The organism is Bacillus sp. CGMCC 1.60114, assembly GCF_042676365.1.
Taxonomy (GTDB): Bacteria; Bacillota; Bacilli; order Bacillales; family Bacillaceae_G; genus Bacillus_A; species Bacillus_A rhizoplanae_A.
Genome location: NZ_JBHTHG010000117.1, coordinates 259915 through 278007, shown reverse-complemented (window position 1 = coordinate 278007; position 18093 = coordinate 259915). Strand labels below are relative to the sequence as shown.

At 36.7% G+C, this 18093-nt stretch carries 14 protein-coding genes; 4 read left to right on the top strand and 10 right to left on the bottom strand.

Features of this window, described 5'->3' with window-relative positions:
* Positions 1-149 precede the first annotated feature (149 nt).
* The 7 genes from priA to ACFQZ1_RS19940 all read right to left on the bottom strand — a co-directional run bounded on the left by priA (position 150) and on the right by ACFQZ1_RS19940 (position 9002).
* On the bottom strand, positions 150-2555 hold the full coding sequence (priA, locus tag ACFQZ1_RS19970; RefSeq protein ID WP_377883927.1) for a primosomal protein N': 2406 nt from the start codon (positions 2553-2555) through the stop codon (positions 150-152).
* Positions 2552-3757 (bottom strand): bifunctional phosphopantothenoylcysteine decarboxylase/phosphopantothenate--cysteine ligase CoaBC, encoded by a 1206-nt coding sequence (coaBC, locus tag ACFQZ1_RS19965; RefSeq protein WP_377883926.1) that lies wholly within the window; start codon positions 3755-3757, stop codon positions 2552-2554. The genes priA and coaBC overlap by 4 nt, the downstream gene beginning before the upstream one ends.
* Positions 3758-4133: 376 nt before the next feature.
* Positions 4134-4346 (bottom strand): DNA-directed RNA polymerase subunit omega, encoded by a 213-nt coding sequence (gene rpoZ / locus ACFQZ1_RS19960; protein WP_377883925.1) that lies wholly within the window; start codon positions 4344-4346, stop codon positions 4134-4136.
* Between the two features lies 1 nt (position 4347).
* Positions 4348-4965, bottom strand: a complete 618-nt coding sequence (gene gmk / locus ACFQZ1_RS19955; RefSeq protein ID WP_377883924.1) for a guanylate kinase — start codon at positions 4963-4965, stop codon at positions 4348-4350.
* Between the two features lie 13 nt (positions 4966-4978).
* A complete protein-coding gene (gene remA / locus ACFQZ1_RS19950) occupies positions 4979-5242 on the bottom strand; it encodes an extracellular matrix/biofilm regulator RemA (protein ID WP_020059206.1) in 264 nt (87 codons plus the stop codon).
* A 66-nt stretch (positions 5243-5308) separates the two neighbouring features.
* Positions 5309-6184 carry a YicC/YloC family endoribonuclease gene (locus ACFQZ1_RS19945; RefSeq protein ID WP_377883923.1) on the bottom strand — a complete coding sequence of 292 codons (876 nt, stop codon included), beginning with the start codon at positions 6182-6184 and terminating at the stop codon, positions 5309-5311.
* Positions 6185-6281: 97 nt separating this feature from the next.
* Complete coding sequence (locus ACFQZ1_RS19940) at positions 6282-9002, bottom strand: calcium-translocating P-type ATPase, SERCA-type (RefSeq protein ID WP_377883922.1); 2721 nt, start codon at positions 9000-9002, stop codon at positions 6282-6284.
* A 104-nt stretch (positions 9003-9106) separates the two neighbouring features.
* Here ACFQZ1_RS19940 and ACFQZ1_RS19935 point away from each other — a divergent pair, with 104 nt between their 5' ends.
* Both ACFQZ1_RS19935 and ACFQZ1_RS19930 read left to right on the top strand, forming a co-directional pair.
* A complete protein-coding gene (locus ACFQZ1_RS19935; protein ID WP_377883921.1) occupies positions 9107-10816 on the top strand; it encodes an Rqc2 family fibronectin-binding protein in 1710 nt (569 codons plus the stop codon).
* Between the two features lie 562 nt (positions 10817-11378).
* Complete coding sequence (locus tag ACFQZ1_RS19930; RefSeq protein WP_377883920.1) at positions 11379-12446, top strand: M24 family metallopeptidase; 1068 nt, start codon at positions 11379-11381, stop codon at positions 12444-12446.
* A gap of 262 nt (positions 12447-12708) precedes the next feature.
* On the opposite strand, the gene ACFQZ1_RS19925 is transcribed toward ACFQZ1_RS19930, so the two are convergent.
* Together ACFQZ1_RS19925 and ACFQZ1_RS19920 are read right to left on the bottom strand one after the other, a co-directional pair.
* Positions 12709-13245 carry a DinB family protein gene (locus ACFQZ1_RS19925; RefSeq protein WP_377883919.1) on the bottom strand — a complete coding sequence of 179 codons (537 nt, stop codon included), beginning with the start codon at positions 13243-13245 and terminating at the stop codon, positions 12709-12711.
* Positions 13246-13535: 290 nt separating this feature from the next.
* Positions 13536-14504 (bottom strand): aldo/keto reductase, encoded by a 969-nt coding sequence (locus ACFQZ1_RS19920; protein ID WP_377883918.1) that lies wholly within the window; start codon positions 14502-14504, stop codon positions 13536-13538.
* Positions 14505-14654: 150 nt separating this feature from the next.
* On the opposite strand from ACFQZ1_RS19920, the gene ACFQZ1_RS19915 reads away from it, so the two are divergent.
* The gene (locus ACFQZ1_RS19915) at positions 14655-15320 is read left to right on the top strand and encodes a TetR/AcrR family transcriptional regulator (RefSeq protein ID WP_377883917.1); all 666 of its coding nucleotides are present in this window, start codon (positions 14655-14657) and stop codon (positions 15318-15320) included.
* 289 nt (positions 15321-15609) lie between these two features.
* Positions 15610-16140 carry a DinB family protein gene (locus ACFQZ1_RS19910; protein WP_377883916.1) on the top strand — a complete coding sequence of 177 codons (531 nt, stop codon included), beginning with the start codon at positions 15610-15612 and terminating at the stop codon, positions 16138-16140.
* A 346-nt stretch (positions 16141-16486) separates the two neighbouring features.
* Here ACFQZ1_RS19910 and ACFQZ1_RS19905 read toward each other — a convergent pair whose 3' ends face one another.
* Positions 16487-17851 (bottom strand): amino acid permease, encoded by a 1365-nt coding sequence (locus ACFQZ1_RS19905; protein WP_377883915.1) that lies wholly within the window; start codon positions 17849-17851, stop codon positions 16487-16489.
* Between the last annotated feature and the right edge of the window lie 242 nt (positions 17852-18093).

Below are 18093 nucleotides of genomic sequence, written 5' to 3'. Positions count from 1 at the left end.
ATAAGATTCAAATAAAAGTGTAACTTCTTACCCTGCTACTCGCAGGTGGTGAAGGTTTTCTACAAGTAGTGGAATAACATCCTACTTGTAGAAATTTCACTTTATTTTATCCATTTGTCTCTGAATTTGACTGCTAATTTCCAACTCTGCTACATTAACATAGTTGGGTTAAAATCAATTGAGATTTGCAAATCTTTCTGCATTTCTGCTTGATAATGTTCATTTACCATTTTGAGCACGTACTTTAAGTTTGGTTCCCGTTTGTATTTTATCATGCATTGATAGCGATATCTATCTTTTATACGAGGAATTGCCGAAGCAACCGGACCTAAAATCCTCGTTTGCTGGGCACAATGTTGTCGTAAAAAACCCACGATCTTCTCTGTTACCTGCACTGCTTTTAATAATTCCGGATGAGATACTGTAACTAATGTGACATAATAATATGGTGGATATTGCCGAAGTTTTCTCATATACATCTCGCGTTCAAAGAACACATCATACTGCTGCTGTTTCGCTAATTCTATACTATAATGTTCGGGTGTATACGTTTGAATAACGACTTCACCTGGAAGTTCGTGACGTCCAGCCCGACCACTCACTTGCGTTAAAAGCTGATATGTTTTTTCACTCGCCCTAAAATCCGGCAAATGCAGCATCGTATCTGCTGTTAATACACCTACAAGCGTGATATTTGGAAAATCAAGACCTTTAGCAATCATTTGTGTTCCAAGTAAAATATCTGCTTCTCCTGCACCAAATGATTTCAAAAGCTTTTCGTGCATCCCTTTACGACTTGTCGTATCAACATCCATTCGAATAACACGCGCCTCGGGAAACAATTTTGTAATTTCTTCTTCAACCTTCTGTGTCCCTGTTCCAAAAAAGCGTATATAGGAACTATTACAAGCAGGACAAGCATTTGGCAAATGTTCCTCATAACTACAATAATGACATTTTAAATGATTATTCATCCTGTGATATGTAAGTGAAATATCACAGTGTGGGCATTGTACTGCATAGCCACAATCACGACACATGACAAATGTTGAATGACCCCTTCTATTTAAAAAGAGTACCATTTGTTCCTTTTTCTCTAACCGATCTGCTATTTTCTCATGAAGAAGCTGAGAAAACATAGAACGATTCCCGGCACGAAGTTCTTCTCTCATGTCAACAATCTCAACTGCCGGCAAATCTCTTTCATTCATACGCTTTGTCATTGTAAGCAGCTCATATACACCTTTTTTGGCACGAGCAAATGATTCTAGTGTAGGTGTAGCGCTTCCTAGTACAACAGGGCAATTGTGATATTTCCCCCGCCAAATTGCAACAGCACGTGCATGATACCGCGGGTTGTCCTCTTGTTTGTAACTTGACTCATGTTCTTCATCAATAATAATAATCCCTAAATTCTCAAATGGTGCAAAAATTGCTGAGCGTGCCCCTACAACTACTTTTACTTCTTTCCGCAAAATTTTACGCCATTCATCATATTTTTCCCCAACAGATAGCGCACTATGAAGAACTGCAACTTGCGAACCAAAGCGCCCTTTAAAGCGATCAACCATTTGGGGAGTTAGCGAAATTTCCGGCACAAGTACAATCGCTTCTTTTCCTTTTCGCAACACTTCTTCAATTGACTGTAAATACACTTCCGTTTTTCCGCTTCCAGTTACACCATACAGTAAAAATGTCTCATGCTTCTCTTTTGTAATAGAAGTTAAGATTGGTGTAATGACTTGTTGTTGCTCTTCTGTAAGCGGGAATGGTTTTGTACGCTCGAAAGCATCATCATCGTATGGATTTCGATATATCTCTACATATTTTTCAGCTAACAGACCCTTTTTCACAAGAGATTTTATCGGTGCATCTGTCATTTGTAATTCTTCCATTACTATTTTTAATGGTACAGGCCGATAGTGTTCCATAAAGTAATACAATACATCCTGTTGTTTTTTACTTTTCAGGCTAAAAGCCGCTTCCTCTAACTCTTCATATGGCAAGATAGGTTGAATCATTTTTTGCTTTTTCTTTTGCACCTTATCTTTTACTTCATAGACAACCTCCACTGTTCCTTTCGCAATTTCAGTTTGTACTGCACGGTACAAATGTGGTTGTTCATCAAGCACATTCCAATCAATACTATCTTTTTCTTGAAAGAGAAGTTTCACATTCTCAGCTACATCTTCAAAACGATGAAGATGTAGCTGCTTTTTATATGTCGCTTTAATTGCTGTTGGCAACATAACTTGGAACGCTGAAATTCTGAAACAAAGCGTTTCTTCTGTAAGCCAATTTCCAAGTTGTAATAACTCTGCATTTAATACAGGTGTTACATCTAACAATTCATGCAATGTTTTTAACTTATTTACATCTACATCTACTGTATCTTTTATATCAATAATAAACCCTTGTAATTTTCGTGGTCCAAATGGAACAACAACTCGCATGCCTGTTTGGACAAGATCTTCCCAGCGTTTAGGAATTATATAATCGAATGGCCTATCTGTTTGCCTTGCTGGAACATCAACAATTACGCTTGCAAATTTCATGCAGGATCCTCTTCCAGCATTTTTTCAACTTGTAGTAAAATTTCTCTAGCTACTTCCTGCTTTGTTAGCAGTGGCAATTCAATCATAGAGCCATTTTGTTTGTACATTGTAACAATATTTGTATCCGTACCAAACCCTGCACCTTCTGCTTTTACATCATTAGCAACAATCATGTCAGCATTTTTCTCACGTAATTTTTTCGTTGCATACTCTTTAATGTTTGTTGTTTCCGCTGCAAAACCAATGAGTAATTGATGCTCTTTTCGTTCACCTAATGTTTTAAGAATATCGATCGTACGTTCAAGTTCAATAACTGTATCGCCATTTTTCTTTTTCATTTTTTCATCATAAACGATTTTTGGCCGATAATCTGCAACAGCCGCTGTTTTGATCACAACATCCATACTAGAATAATAATGTAAAACTGCCTCTAACATATCTTGTGCTGATTGTACTTGTATTGTTGTTACATTTCCAGGTGGCGTTAGCGCCGTTGGACCAGAAACAAGAATGACCTCAGCTCCAAGACTTGCCGCAACTTCCGCAAGCGCATATCCCATTTTTCCAGATGAGAAATTTGTCATAAAACGAACTGGATCAATCTTCTCGCGTGTTGGTCCGGCCGTCACTAATATTCGTTTTCCTTGAAGTGGCTTCCCTTGTGAAAAATGCACTTCTAACATTGCTACAATGTTTTCCGGTTCTTCTAATCGACCTTTCGCAACATATCCACAAGCTAAAAATCCTTCTCCAGGCTCAATAAATGTATAACCTAATTTTTTTAATGTTTGCATGTTTTTTTGAACAACCGGATTTTCGTACATATGAACATTCATCGCAGGTGCAATCCAAACTGGAGCTGTTGTTGCAAGAAGCGTCGTTGAAATCATATCATCTGCAAGACCATTTGCGAATTTACCAATGATATTTGCTGTCGCTGGTGCAACAAGGACAACATCAGCCCAGTCTGCTAAATCAATATGAGCAATGACTGCTGAATCTTTTTCATCAAATGTATCTGTATATACATCATGACGAGAAAGTGCTTGAAATGTAAGCGGTGTGACAAACTTCATTGCCGACTCACTCATTATTACTTTCACAAGCGCACCTGCCTGTGTTAATTTACTTGTTAGCGCAGCTGCTTTGAATACAGCAATGCCTCCTGTAACACATAAAAGTATTTTTTTCCCTTTTAACATAGGTCTCGTCCTCTTTCTTTTATGAAACTTAGTCCTATTTGAACTTCAAATCATCCATCATCACAACATAAAATACAAGCTGTCGTTATTCTCCATCCTATATGAATCCATTTTGATTTTTCGTCATATAGTTTGCTTCTATGTAGAAGAACCTGCATTCGCTTTCTCTCTTTTGTTTTCATATGTGGCAGAAAAAGGCCCTGACCGCTTCTATGCATGACCAGATGCTCTCGCCCACCTAAAAAGAAAGCTTTTATGTCGTTTTTTATTTTGATTTATCTATATCGTAAAAAAATAACAACCTACTTGTAAATAGGTTGTTACTGTTACATAGAAAAGTATAGTATCTATGCTTCTATTTGTCGAAAAGAAAGCTTTATTTATGGTTGTTATCTTCACTTGGTTCGTAGTTTAATAACTGTGCATCAATCTCTTCTAATGCCTTTCCTACACACTTATGAGATACTGGCTGTTCAACACCACAATCGTTATGCTCTTGCATTTCACGAGCGCGCTTCGCCGCTACTGTTACTAGCGTATATTTAGAATCAATTTTTTGTAACAATGCATCAATAGATGGGTTTAACATATTATATTTCCTCCGTCATTTCTTTATAGTATTTTGCCACTCGCTCACGGCGACAATGTTCACCTATTACAATTGCCTTAATACGTTCGCAAGCAAGTTCCACTTCATCATTTTCTACTACGTAGTCATAAGCATCCATCATTTCGATTTCTTCTTTTGCTACCGTTAAACGATTTTGAATTACTTCTTCTGTTTCTGTACCACGACCAACAATGCGGTTTTTCAGTTCCGATAAACTTGGAGGAGCTAAAAAGATAAATACTCCTTCTGGAAAAGCTTTCTTTACTTGAATCGCGCCTTGCACTTCGATTTCTAAGAACACATCTTTCCCTTGTTGCAATGTCTGCTCTACATAATCAATTGGTGTTCCGTAATAGTTTCCAACAAATTCCGCCCATTCAAGCAGCTTATTGTTACGAATCATCTCTTCAAACTCTTCTCTCGTTTTAAAGAAATAATCAACACCATCTACTTCTCCTTCACGCGGTTTACGCGTTGTTACAGAAATAGAATACTGTAAATTTGTATCTTCTTGACTGAACAATTCCTTTCGAACTGTTCCTTTTCCAACACCAGAAGGCCCTGAAAGAACAATGAGCAACCCTCTTCTACTTCTCATATATATGTTAAACCTACCCTTCGTCACTTAAATCTTCTTTATTGTTTAATCGATGAGCAATTGTCTCCGGTTGTATTGGACTTAATACAATATGTCCATCATCCATAACAATCACCGCACGTGTTTTTCGACCATAAGTAGCATCAAGCAGCACATTTTGTTCACGAGCTTCCTGTACTAATCTTTTAATCGGTGCTGATTCCGGACTTACAATGGAAATAATTCGATGTGCAGATACGATATTTCCATATCCAATATTTAAAAACCGCATGGCCATAGTTTGCGCCTCCTAGTAAGTCTATCCGATTTCTCCGTCTCGTATAACTTCGTATACAATTGATAACTACTCAATATTTTGTACTTGTTCACGAATTTTTTCAAGATTATTTTTCATTTCAACAACATATTTTGAAATTGTTAAGTCATTTGCTTTCGAACCAATTGTATTTATTTCACGATGCATCTCTTGTACAATAAAGTCCATCTTTCTTCCAACCGGTTCTGTACTTTGCAGTGCCTCTTGAAATTGTTCTAAATGACTTTGCAGTCGAACTAACTCTTCATGAATATCACAGCGGTCTGCAAACACCGCTATTTCTGTAAGTAATCGTTGTTCCTCTAATTCTTGATTATGTAATTCTTTCAAACGGTTCTCCAAACGCTCACGATATTTTTGAATGACTGACGGCGCATAGGGAACAATGGCATGCACGCACGTGTGAATTTCTTGCAAACGATGCTCCAAATCTTTATGTAGTCGTTCTCCTTCACCATCACGCATCGTTTTTAACATACTAGCTGCGCGGCGAACCGCTTCATACAAACTATGTTCAAACGTTTCATTTACATTCTCAACTTCTTCAATTGCTGTCACTTCTGGCATAGTAATAAGCTGCTGCAATGTAATCGAATCCTGTAATTGAAATTTATCCTTCGCTTCTTCCATAATGAGCTTATATTGCTCTAAAAGGGACCAATCCACTCGTAATTTCCGTTCAACGAGCCCTTCCCCTTCAACAATAATCGATACTTCAATACGTCCGCGGCCAACTTGTTCTGCAATTAATTTGCGGATTTTATCCTCGAACACCATCATTTGCTTCGGAAGACGAATATTCATCTCTAAAAAGCGATGATTGACCGACTTCATTTCTACTGTAATTTGAAACGCATCATTTTCTACTTTTGCGCGTCCAAATCCTGTCATACTCGAAATCATTTTATCACATCCAAGCCATGATCTTACTCAATGAAAAAGGTAATAGAGACTCTACTCTACTACCTTTTGAAATTATATCATACTTTTATCTCATTTACTATTTCAAGTTTACACCTCTTTTATATACAATTGGTTTCTTCTTTTCAGACTTTCCGGTTAGTAAAGATCCCACTAATAAGAATGTTGGAATAGAAGAAAGACCAACAATCAAGAGCCAATCTCTCGCTTGAATTGGCATGGTACTAAAAATCGGTTGCAATGGCGGATAATAAATCACGACTAACATTAGTAAAATCGAAATAAGCACCGCTCCTACTAAGTACATATTTCCAAATGGATTACGGTGAAATACAGAATGCTCACTGCGGCAATCAAACACATGAATAAGCTGAGCTAAAACAAGTGTTGCAAACGCAACTGTTTGCGCATACTTTAATTCATTTGGATTTTGATTGTGCGCAATAATGAATGCTAATAGTGTCATAGCACCGATTAAAAAACCGCGGCTAACAATTTTCCATGCAAGTCCTCTCGCAAATACCCCTTCTTTCGGGTGGCGCGGTTTCCTACGCATAACATCACCTTCTGGTGCATCAAGTCCGAGGGCCATTGCCGGTAAACCATCTGTTACTAAATTCACCCATAATATTTGAATTGGTACGAGCGGCAATGGTAATGCTAATATCATTGCAAATAACATAACTAAAATTTCTCCAACATTTGATGCTAATAAATAACGAATAAACTTCCGAATATTTTCGTAAATATTTCTTCCCTCTTTAATTGCTGCTTTTATAGTAGCAAAATTGTCGTCAAGTAATACAAGAGATGATGCCTCTTTTGCAACATCTGTCCCCGTTACTCCCATCGCCACCCCAATATCAGCTGCTTTGATAGCAGGAGCATCATTCACACCATCACCGGTCATCGCCACAATATGATCCTTATTTTGCAGTGCCTTCACAATTTTCAATTTATGTTCCGGAGAAACACGTGCAAAGACATATGTTTCATCTACAATATTTTCCAATTCTTCAACCGACATGTTTGCGAGTTCAATACCTTCCACAACGCGGCCACCAGGTGGTAAAATTCCAAGCTGTTCAGCAATAGCCATCGCTGTTACTTTATGGTCTCCTGTGATCATAATTGTTTTGATGCCTGCATCTTTACATTCTTGCACCGCTTGCTTTACTTCCGGTCTTGGGGGATCAATCATTCCTTGCAGCCCAATAAACATTAAATCTTTTTCTGCTTCTTGTTCACTTTGAATGTGATCAGTTGTTTTTAACGGTTTAAAAGCAACTGCAATTGTACGAAGTGCTTGACTTCCTAAATGATAAATCGCCGTTTGCACTTCGTTTCTATACAATTCTGTGAATGGCTGTTGTTTATTTCCCCATAAAATGGTCTGACTCATTTTTAATAAAACATCGGGTGCTCCCTTTGTTATCACAAATTTTTTACCTGTTTTGTCACGAACAATTACACTCATCATTTTCCGCGTTGAATCAAATGGAAACTCGTGTATGACCTCAAATTTATCCTTTAGCCCTTCTCTTGAAATACCGGCCTTCATCGCTGCTGCAATGAGTGCACCTTCTGTCGGATCACCGTCTAATACATACGTTTTTTTCTTTTTTACAATATTTGCGTTGTTACATAAACATCCAAATGTGAGAAGCTGATATAAAGAGCGCGCCGCTGTCGGATTTGTTTTCTTATCACCTTTCAGAAATTCGCCTTTTGGTTCATAGCCTTGCCCCGTTATATTCCACATCTCACCACTAGACCATACATGTGTGACCATCATTTTATTTTGCGTCATTGTCCCTGTTTTGTCTGAACAAATGACAGATGCACATCCTAATGTTTCAACCGCAGGTAGCTTTCTTACAATTGCTTTTTTCTTAATCATACGCTGAACACCAAGTGAGAGCGCTACTGTCACAATGGCTGGCAATCCCTCAGGAATCGCTGCAACAGCAAGCGAAACACCCGCTAAAAACATATGGTACATTTCATTACCTTGATACACACCGACCAATACAACAAGTGCCGTTAAAATTAATGCAACGATAATTAAAATTTTCCCCAGCTGCTCAAGTCTTCTTTGCAGCGGTGTTTCGTTTTGCTCCGCATTTTGTAGCATATTTGCAATTTGTCCCATTGCTGTATTCATTCCTGTCCCAATAACAACTCCAATGCCAGATCCCCTTGTAATCATCGTCCCCATAAATGCCATATTTGTTTGATCGCCAATTGAAACATCCGTACCATGCAGAACATCAATTTTCTTTTGTACTGGCACGGATTCTCCTGTTAGTGCTGACTCTTCAATATATAAACTAGAAGCTTCAATGAGACGCACATCTGCACCGATGCGATCTCCGCTTGAAAATTTGATAATATCTCCAAGCACAAGACCTTTCGAAGGAATTTTCATCCACTTTCCATTTCGAAGTACAGTTACTTGCGGGGCAGCAAGCTCTTTTAATGCTTCCAACGATTTTTCTGCTTTTCTCTCTTGAAAAAAACCAAGGATTCCATTGATAACGACAATTGCCACAATCGCAATTGCATCAACATATTCCCCTAAAAAAGCTGAAATAATCGTCGCTCCAAATAAAACAAGTACCATAAAATCTTTAAATTGTGCTAAGAATACAACAAGTGCAGAAGGCCGCTTTGCTTCTTGTAGCTCATTTGAACCAAGTTTTTTTAGTCGCCCTTGCACCTCTTGCTCTGTCAATCCCGTCTTTACATTTGTATTCGTTCGCTCTTCAACTTCATGTGCACGCAGTTCATACCAATTCATCTCGCCACCTACCTCCTGATTGCAGACATGCTCTAATGAAAGCTTATTCAGCCCTGTCCGAAAAAATGCTATAATTAACTTTTAGTGAGAAAGGAGTGTTCCAAGTGGCATTCGATGGATTATTTACAAGAGCGATTACATATGAAATTGCAACTTCTCTTCAAACAGGAAGAATTTCAAAAATATATCAACCATCAAAATATGAAATTTTGTTACATATTCGGGCAAACGGAAAAAATCAAAAATTACTTCTTTCCGCACACCCAACATACGCACGCATGCATCTTACAACGCAAAATTACGATTCTCCTGCTTTACCGCCAATGTTTTGCATGCTTCTTCGTAAACATTTAGAAGGTGGATTTATTGAGAAGATTGAACAAATTGATTTGGAGCGAATCATTCAAATTACTATTCGTAGCCGCAATGAAATTGGTGATGAATCATTAAAAACTTTAATTATCGAAATCATGGGGCGTCATAGTAATATCATTTTAGTAGAATCCAAAACAAATATAATTTTGGATAGCCTGAAACACGTTTCCTTAGCAGTAAACCGTCACCGTACTGTATATGCTGGAGCTGAATATATTGCACCGCCTACACAACAAAAAATCAATCCACTGCAAATTGAAACACAAGAAGAATTTATTCGACCGCTCGACTTTTTAGCAGGAAATATGGATAAACAACTCGTAGGTGCTTTTATGGGGATTTCTCCCCTATTCGCAAAGGAAGTAGTTGCTAAGGCCGGAATGGTGAATGAAAATACACTATCTGAAGTATTTTTCACATTACAAAAGCCGTTGCTAGAACATCAATATACCCCTTCAATGATTGTAGTTAATGGGAAAGAATTCTTTTATTTATTCCCACTTTCACACTTAAAAGGTGAAGAAAAAACATTCTCATCTATAAGTGAATTACTCGATCGTTTCTTCTTTGGAAAAGCAGAACGTGACCGAGTGAAACAGCAGGCCCATGACTTAGAACGTTTTATGCAAAATGAAAAAGCAAAAAATGAAAAAAAATTAATTAAACTGAAAAAAACTTTAGAAGATGCGGGCAAAGCAGATAAATATCAACTATTTGGCGAATTACTGACAGCCAATATGTACGCAGTAAAAAAAGGCGATACAGAAGTTGAGGTTATCAATTACTATGATGAAAATAGTGGAACTGTAAAGATTACCTTAGATCCATTACGTACACCATCAGAAAATGCACAGCGTTATTTCCAAAAATATCAAAAAGCAAAAAATTCTGTAGCAATCGTTGAAGAACAAATTGAAAAAACAAATGAAGAAATACTTTATTTTGATAGTTTACTACAGCAAATGGAGGCTGCTTCTTCTAAAGATATTGAAGAAATTCGTGAAGAACTAGCCGAAGAAGGATATATGCGCAATCGCAAGGCGAAAAATATAAAGAAGAAACCAGCAAAACCTATATTAGACAAATATATTGCAAGTGACGGAACAGAGATTTTAGTCGGGAAAAATAACAAACAAAACGACTATTTAACAAATAAACTTGCACGCCGTGATGAAATTTGGCTTCATACAAAAGACATTCCAGGCTCGCACGTGGTCATCCGTTCATTAGAGCCAAGCGATGAAACATTAGTTGAAGCGGCAAAGCTGGCTGCTTACTTTAGTAAGGCAAAAGAATCAAGCTCTGTTCCAGTCGATTATACAAAAATTCGCCATGTGAAAAAGCCGAGTGGAGCAAAACTGGGGTTTGTTACATATGACAATCAACAAACAGTATATGTAACACCAGATGCAGATACTGTGATGAAATTAAAGGTTTAAAATACGAAGAGATGATTATGGTATGTAACGAACTGTAATCGTCTCTTTTTCGTTCATTTTTCACTATTTACCTCTTCATAAAGTACGTTATCTTTTCCCGCTATACCTTTCAAAAAAAGTAATTTTCCAATAAAGTGAAACTTCCATCAGTGGGGGTTTTCTTTATCCCCCACTGATGAAAAGTTCTCACCAATCGGGCTTTTACAAGCAGTTATCCCCACCTATCTTCCTTGCTCTTCTCTGAATCTTGAGGTGGGGGTCTTACTGCCCGTAAATAGCGGGATAAAAAAATAAGCACACCTCTCACGAAACACACTAGTAAATTTTAATATTCCATTGAACATTTATAATACTCTAAAACTGTTTAAAAAAATTTACACAATCATTTTTAATATCAAATAATATAGACACAAAATGTTCTTGTGTGTCTATATTATTTGACATCAATAAAAAAACTTCTCTCTGCATCTTAAGGCGGGGGTCTTACCGCTCGCAAATAGCGAGATAAAAAATATTGGCACCTTTATTGCTTTATATAAGGAGATGAAAGGGAGGAATTAAAATGGTTTCAAGAATCAAGAAAATACAAGAACAGCTACATCGATACGAAATAGACGGATTACTGATTACAAAAAAAGAAAATCGCCGATATGCAACTGGATTTACAGGTACTGCTGGAGTTGTCTTAATCTCTCCTACAAATGCAGTATTTATTACAGATTTCCGTTATACAGATCAAGCGAAAGCACAAGTACATGAAGCAGAAATTATTATGCATAAAGGCAATATAGAACAAGAAATTGCAGCGCAAATAGACAGATTACAAATAAACAAATTAGGTGTAGAAGAAAATAATATGACGCTGAAACAATATACAGCGTTAAAAAATTATATAAATATCAAACTTGTTCATGTAAATGAAATAATAGAAACAATTCGTACCGTGAAGGAAGAGTCCGAAATCGAAATAATTAAAATTGCAGCTCGCATCGCGGATGATGCCTTTCAACATATTACAACTTTCCTAAAACCCGGCGTATCTGAATGGGATGTAAGAGATGAATTAGAATTTTTCATGCGAAAACAAGGTGCGTCCTCTTCATCATTTGACATTATCGTAGCTTCCGGTACTCGCTCTTCTCTCCCGCATGGGGTAGCTACAAGTAAAATCATTGAAGATGGAGATATTGTTACATTAGATTTTGGTGCACTTTATAACGGATATTGTTCTGATTTAACACGGACTGTTGCAATTGGCAGTTGTTCTGAGGAATTTGTAAAGATTTACAACATTGTACTTGAAGCTTTAAAACGCGGCACTGAAGCAATTCGCCCAGGTGAATCGGCCAAAACAATCGATGATATTACAAGAAATTACATTACTGAACATGGCTACGGTAAATACTTCGGCCATTCAACAGGCCATGGAGTTGGATTAGAACTTCATGAACCTCTTAGATTATCAAAAGATAGTACAGACACACTGTTAGAAGGAATGGTCGTAACTGTAGAACCAGGTATTTATATCCCTAATTGGGGCGGCTGCAGAATTGAAGATGATATTGTCATTACGAAGGCTGGTTATGAAGTGATTACACACGCTAATAGAGAGCTTATCGTTCTGGGGTAAAGTAAAACTTTGAATAGTGTGGTTTTCTTCACTCCATTGTTCATTAAATCTGATCAATCGAACTTTTGCGGCCCCCCTCACTTATCTTCTTTTTTTGCATAACTTTGAGATGATCGATTACTATTAGGGAAAATAATTATAAAAAATAACAGGCTTCTTTCAATATGAAGAAGCCTGTTATTTTTGTTCCGCATCAACAAATAATCAGAACCCATTTTCTTTCACTATGACTTAGTGAGAAGAGCTATATTCTTTTGTTTTCTTAAATTGGATAACCGCCACTAGGTGGAGGCCACGCCTCAAATAAACGGCGCAGCAATACAATTTCTCCTAAATGATAACTATTATGCGAGGCAATATTACGTAACGTATCGGCCCGCGTTACATCTGGATACTGCACTAAAGGCGCATCAAGTTTTGTAGTTTGAGCAATTGTACAAGCTGTATCGATTCCCGCTAGAAATTTGCTTATAATCTCCGCCCATTCTTCTTGATTTTTCGCCATATTTTCAACTGGCCAACTCTCCTTCACATCTGTTGGCAAATTCGGCTTTTCACCTTGCAAACCAAGTAAGAGAAAATCTTGCCAATATTTCATATGCATTACTAATTGATAGATGGAATACGGAATGTTTTCTATTTGCTTCCCAGATAGTTCCCAATCTATATCTGCAATTGCATTTTTAATTGGAATATGCCCGCGTTCTCCTTGTAATGATTTTACTAACGTTCTAGCAAATGATTCATTGATCAAATGATTGCTTTCTGTATGCACATCATCCCATCCTTTCCAATTCATTTTTTATCCCGCTATTCGCGGGCAGTAATACTCCCACCTCAAAATTCGGCAAAAGCATTGTCCAGCTCTAGCGGCTAGAATCTCCGGTCGTTTCGCACCCTCGGACGAGGCAAAAAGCGCCTCTCTGTCGGGGGGCTCCAACGTCCTGCGATTCCGAGCGAGCCGCTTCCGCTTTTCTAAAGAAGTTAGGTGAGAGATAAACTGCCCGTAAAAGCCCGATTGGTTCAACTAATAATCAGTGGGGATGAAGCCCCCCACTGATTAAAGTTTCACTTTATAGATTACCAATCTTAATATCGATTACCAAACGTATCACCAATAGGTGCAATCGTATTTAAGTATGCTAGTTCTTCTTTTGTTAAAGTTATTTCAAGAGCCGCTACGTTTTGCTCCAAATACTTCACTCGCTTTGTACCTGGAATTGGTACGATTCCTTCACCTTGTGCAACGACCCAAGCAAGAGCTAATTGTGCAGGTGTACATTCTTTCTCTAATGCAAGCTGTTTAATTCCTTCAACAATTTTCATATTAGAAGCAAATGCTTCTTCTGAAAAGCGTGGATTATAGTATCTCCAATCATCAGGTGTTAATTGATCACGGCTTGTTAAATTTCCCGTTAAAAATCCGCGGCCAAGTGGACTATATGGAACAAATCCAACACCTAATTCACGACAAACATGTAAAATATCTTTCTCTGGATCGCGAGACCAAAGAGAATATTCAGTTTGAACAGCTGAAATTGGATGAATTGCATGAGCTGTTTTTAATTGCTCACCTGTTACTTCAGATAGTCCGATATAACGTACTTTTCCTTCTTGCACTAACTCTGCCATCGCACCTACAGTTTCTTCAATTGGTGTATTTGGATCAACGCGATGTAAATAATATAAGTCGATGTAGTCGGTCCCTAATCTTCTTAAACTTGCTTCACATGCATCCTTCACATATTGAGGTGAACCGTTGTATCCTAACGCTTTTGTTGCATTTCGCAGTGCTCCAAACTTCGTTGCAATTTTCACATCATGCCGAAATCCCTGTAACGCTTTCCCTACTAGTTTTTCATTTGTTCCCATTCCCCCTTCATCATATCCATAAATATCAGCTGTATCGAACATTGTAATTCCAAGCTCGAGAGCATGATGAATTGTTTTTGTCGCTTCTATCTCATCTGTCTGACCATAAAATTCAGACATTCCCATACAACCTAATCCCATTTCCGATACTTCTAATCCTTGTGAACCTAACTTCTTCTTTTTCATAAGTTCGCCTTCTCTCGAAAAGATAATGTAAAAAGAGAATAACACACAATCGAAAACAAGTAAACTGTTTTTACACTTTTAGTTCAATTAGTTTAATTTGTATAAATTCATAAATTTATTTATAATAAATGAATTGCAAGGAGGGTTATTATGTTTAATAAAAATATTGATAATCAAGTAGAAATGAGAAAAAAGCTCATTTTCAAATTATTACCGATCGTAAAAAAACAAGGAATAAGCCCGTTACGAACAGATGATATTGCTCGTTATATGGATATTAGTAAAGCAACTATGTACAAATACTTCTCATCAAAAGAAGAAATTATCCAATACATCGTCAAAATATATGCCGAATATATTACTAGTATTGATCAAACCATTTTTGAAGAAACAGTTCCGTTTGGAGATCGATTTCAAAAAACATTTGAACAATCATTACTCATTTCCTTTTACATATCTGATGCCTTTCTATCAGATTTAAAACATAATGCTCCAGTACTATATGAACAAATCATACAAGCTCAAAACGAACGAAATAAGCAATTAAAAAAATTCTATGAGGAGCATATAGAAAAAGAAGTGTTCAACGCTATAAATCCAGTACTCATTCTGATCCAAGACGATGTACTACTACGGAAGTTCTTTGAACCTACAATCTTAATTCAAAACAATATGACTTTATATCAAGCACTCTTTGATTATTACATGTTAAAAAAACATCAAGTCATTCACCATGAACATAGAAGTCATGTAGATGATGAAAAAATGAAATCAACGATACAATACATCGTGCAAAAAGTATCCAATTATATATAGACCGAACACCAACTAATACTTATTTCGTCTGAAGTGACCCTGAATATAGGAAAAAGCACCTCTATAATTCATACTAAAAATACGAATTATAGAGGTGCTTTCATTTTATCCCGCTATTTGCGAGCAGCAAGACCCCCATCTCAAGATTCAAAGAAAAACGAAAAAAATAGTTTTGAGATGAAGCCCCCCTACTGATGGAAGCTTCACTTTATTTTATATAAAAACAGGAATCTCCTCCTATTTCGAGAACTTAAATTAAAAGGCTGTATTTCATAACAGGAGGATTGTGATGGAAAACTTATTTTTAATTGATAAAATTGACGGATTAAGCGATGATTTTTCTAAACTTGTTTCGATGATGAACTACGCACGTTTCTCGACACTACGTGCTGTTCAAGATTTAACAATTGAAGAATTAGACTATTTATATGATGAAAACGCAAATTCAATTGGTATGCTTCTATATCACATGGCCGCTATCGAATTTTATTATCAAATTCATACATTTGAAGATAGAGAACCAACAGAGGAAGAACTAGAACGCTGGTTACCAGGTATTGAACTAGGTAATCTTGGACGCCAGCAAATTAAAAACCAATCATTAGACTTCTACATTAACACATTACAAGAAGTACGCAATAAAACCATCGCCACATTCCAATCCCTTCCGAACGAATGGTTATTTAAAACAACTCCATTTTGGGAAGGTAAGCCAGCAAATAATTATTTTAAATGGTTTCATGTGTTTGAAGATGAATTGAGTCATCGTGGACAAATTCGAATTATTAAAAAGATGCAACAAGCTCATTCCGTAAAATAATATACAAAAAGATGTATTACTGTATACGTGAAGTAGTACATCTTTTTGTTATGACTTTGATTTATCCCGCTACTTTTTAGCAATAAGATTCCGATTGGTGAGAGCTTTCCATCAGTGGGGAATGAAGCCCCCACTGATGGAAGTTTCACTTTCTTTCACTTAAGTAAAAGTCACTTTTATTTTGGTAAATGCAATTATATACTTTCTTTTGCCCCAGACTCACACTCTTTATCTTCAAACATGACAGAGCACACCTATTCAATAGAAGCGTGCTCTGATGGTTATTGGATTAATGTCCCTACTCTATCAACTTTTAAAACAGGCTATACTTATTGCCCTCATGAATTTAACCTATATGCTTTAATTGTGTGTCTTCTTTCTTTCTATTCCGTCCTTTAATTAAAGCAAAACCAATTAAAATTGCTAAAACTGTAAAACAAACCACTGTTCCGACTGAAATTCCATTACTAAACGTTGAACCTATGAAAATAATACATAATCCCACGATTCCGATAATAGTCGTGGTTGGAAAAAAACTCATTTTAAAATTAGGCATTGTTGAATAATTAGGACGTAATTTAAGTTGCGCAAAGCAAATACTTAGCCAAAGCAATAACATTGTAAATCCTGGAATTGTCATCATTGTTCCAATAATACTATCCGGAGCAAAGAATGCTAGCCCTGAACCTATCAATAATAATAAGCCATTCAAAGAGATTGCAATAATTGGTGCACCTGATTTCGCAGTTTTTTTCAATATTTTTGGAGCTTCTCCTTTTTCAGCTAACGCAACCATTGTTCTAGAAGTAGCAAAAACCCCTGAATTCGCAGCTGAAAGAACTGCAGTTAATAAAACAAAATTCATGATGTGCGCAACACCTGGAATACCAATAGCATTCATTACTTGTATAAACGGACTTTCATTTCCTGCAACTTGATTCCAAGGTATTAATCCCGCAATAATTGTAATGGGCAAGATATAAAATATGATAACGCGCCAAACAACACCCTTTATCACTTTAGGTAAAACCTTTTCAACGTCTTTTGTTTCAGAAATTGCTACCCCTATTAACTCAGATCCTCCGAATGAGAACATTACAATAAAACAAGCACTAAATACCCCTTTAATACCATTTGGAAAGAATCCCCCATGCCCTAGTAAATGTTCCGTTGGTGTCGATGGAGCAAAATTCGTTAGTCCGAATAAGACTGCTCCACCTAAAAGGATGAATAATACCAGTGCTAGAATTTTTATACTAGCAAACCAAAATTCCATTTCGCCATAGAATTTTACCTGAAAGCTGTTAATCCCCACAACTAAAAGCGCACAAATAGCACTTAATAACCAAAGAGGTACATTTGAAAACCAAAATTGTAAAAAAGAGCCTGCAGCTAATATTTCTACAATTGTAACAAGTGTCCAGTTAATCCAGTATAGCCATCCAACTACAAATGATACATGAAATCCAAAAGCCTTATGAACTAAATGTTGAACATTTTGATTTGGATAAACAACAGCCATTTCAGCTAAAGCCACCATAACAATCATCATTAATAATCCACCAAGTAAGTACGAAACAATTACACCAGGCCCGGCAATCCCTAGAGTATCTCCACTCCCTTTGAAAATACCCGTACCAATCATTCCCGCTAACGCTAAAAATTGAACATGCCTAGGTAATAACTCTTTCTTTAAGCCATCTTTCTTCATTCTTTTTTCCTCTTTCTGTTCCAAATTTTTTTAATGATTTTGCAAGTAATCTTACATAATAATAGCCATCTTCCATGGCTATTCACCTCCTTTACATCATTTACTTGGCGAATGAATTGATTTATATTATCTAAATCCATTTTTTAAGAATAAAGACCTGTAAATCTCATCCACAATTAAGCCTCCTAAAGACATAATCATCATTCATACATTTAAATACTTCTACTTTTAAAAACAAATAC

Bases quoted from the DNA above. Each gene is read 5' to 3' on its own strand.
- priA (WP_377883927.1), bottom strand. From the start codon at position 2,555: ATGAAATTTGCAAGCGTAATTGTTGATGTTCCAGCAAGGCAAACAGAT.
- coaBC (WP_377883926.1), bottom strand. From the start codon at position 3,757: ATGTTAAAAGGGAAAAAAATACTTTTATGTGTTACAGGAGGCATTGCT.
- rpoZ (WP_377883925.1), bottom strand. From the start codon at position 4,346: ATGTTAAACCCATCTATTGATGCATTGTTACAAAAAATTGATTCTAAA.
- gmk (WP_377883924.1), bottom strand. From the start codon at position 4,965: ATGAGAAGTAGAAGAGGGTTGCTCATTGTTCTTTCAGGGCCTTCTGGT.
- remA (WP_020059206.1), bottom strand. From the start codon at position 5,242: ATGGCCATGCGGTTTTTAAATATTGGATATGGAAATATCGTATCTGCA.
- ACFQZ1_RS19945 (WP_377883923.1), bottom strand. From the start codon at position 6,184: ATGATTTCGAGTATGACAGGATTTGGACGCGCAAAAGTAGAAAATGAT.
- ACFQZ1_RS19940 (WP_377883922.1), bottom strand. From the start codon at position 9,002: ATGAATTGGTATGAACTGCGTGCACATGAAGTTGAAGAGCGAACGAAT.
- ACFQZ1_RS19930 (WP_377883920.1), top strand. From the start codon at position 11,379: ATGGTTTCAAGAATCAAGAAAATACAAGAACAGCTACATCGATACGAA.
- ACFQZ1_RS19925 (WP_377883919.1), bottom strand. From the start codon at position 13,245: ATGAATTGGAAAGGATGGGATGATGTGCATACAGAAAGCAATCATTTG.
- ACFQZ1_RS19920 (WP_377883918.1), bottom strand. From the start codon at position 14,504: ATGAAAAAGAAGAAGTTAGGTTCACAAGGATTAGAAGTATCGGAAATG.
- ACFQZ1_RS19915 (WP_377883917.1), top strand. From the start codon at position 14,655: ATGTTTAATAAAAATATTGATAATCAAGTAGAAATGAGAAAAAAGCTC.
- ACFQZ1_RS19910 (WP_377883916.1), top strand. From the start codon at position 15,610: ATGGAAAACTTATTTTTAATTGATAAAATTGACGGATTAAGCGATGAT.
- ACFQZ1_RS19905 (WP_377883915.1), bottom strand. From the start codon at position 17,851: ATGAAGAAAGATGGCTTAAAGAAAGAGTTATTACCTAGGCATGTTCAA.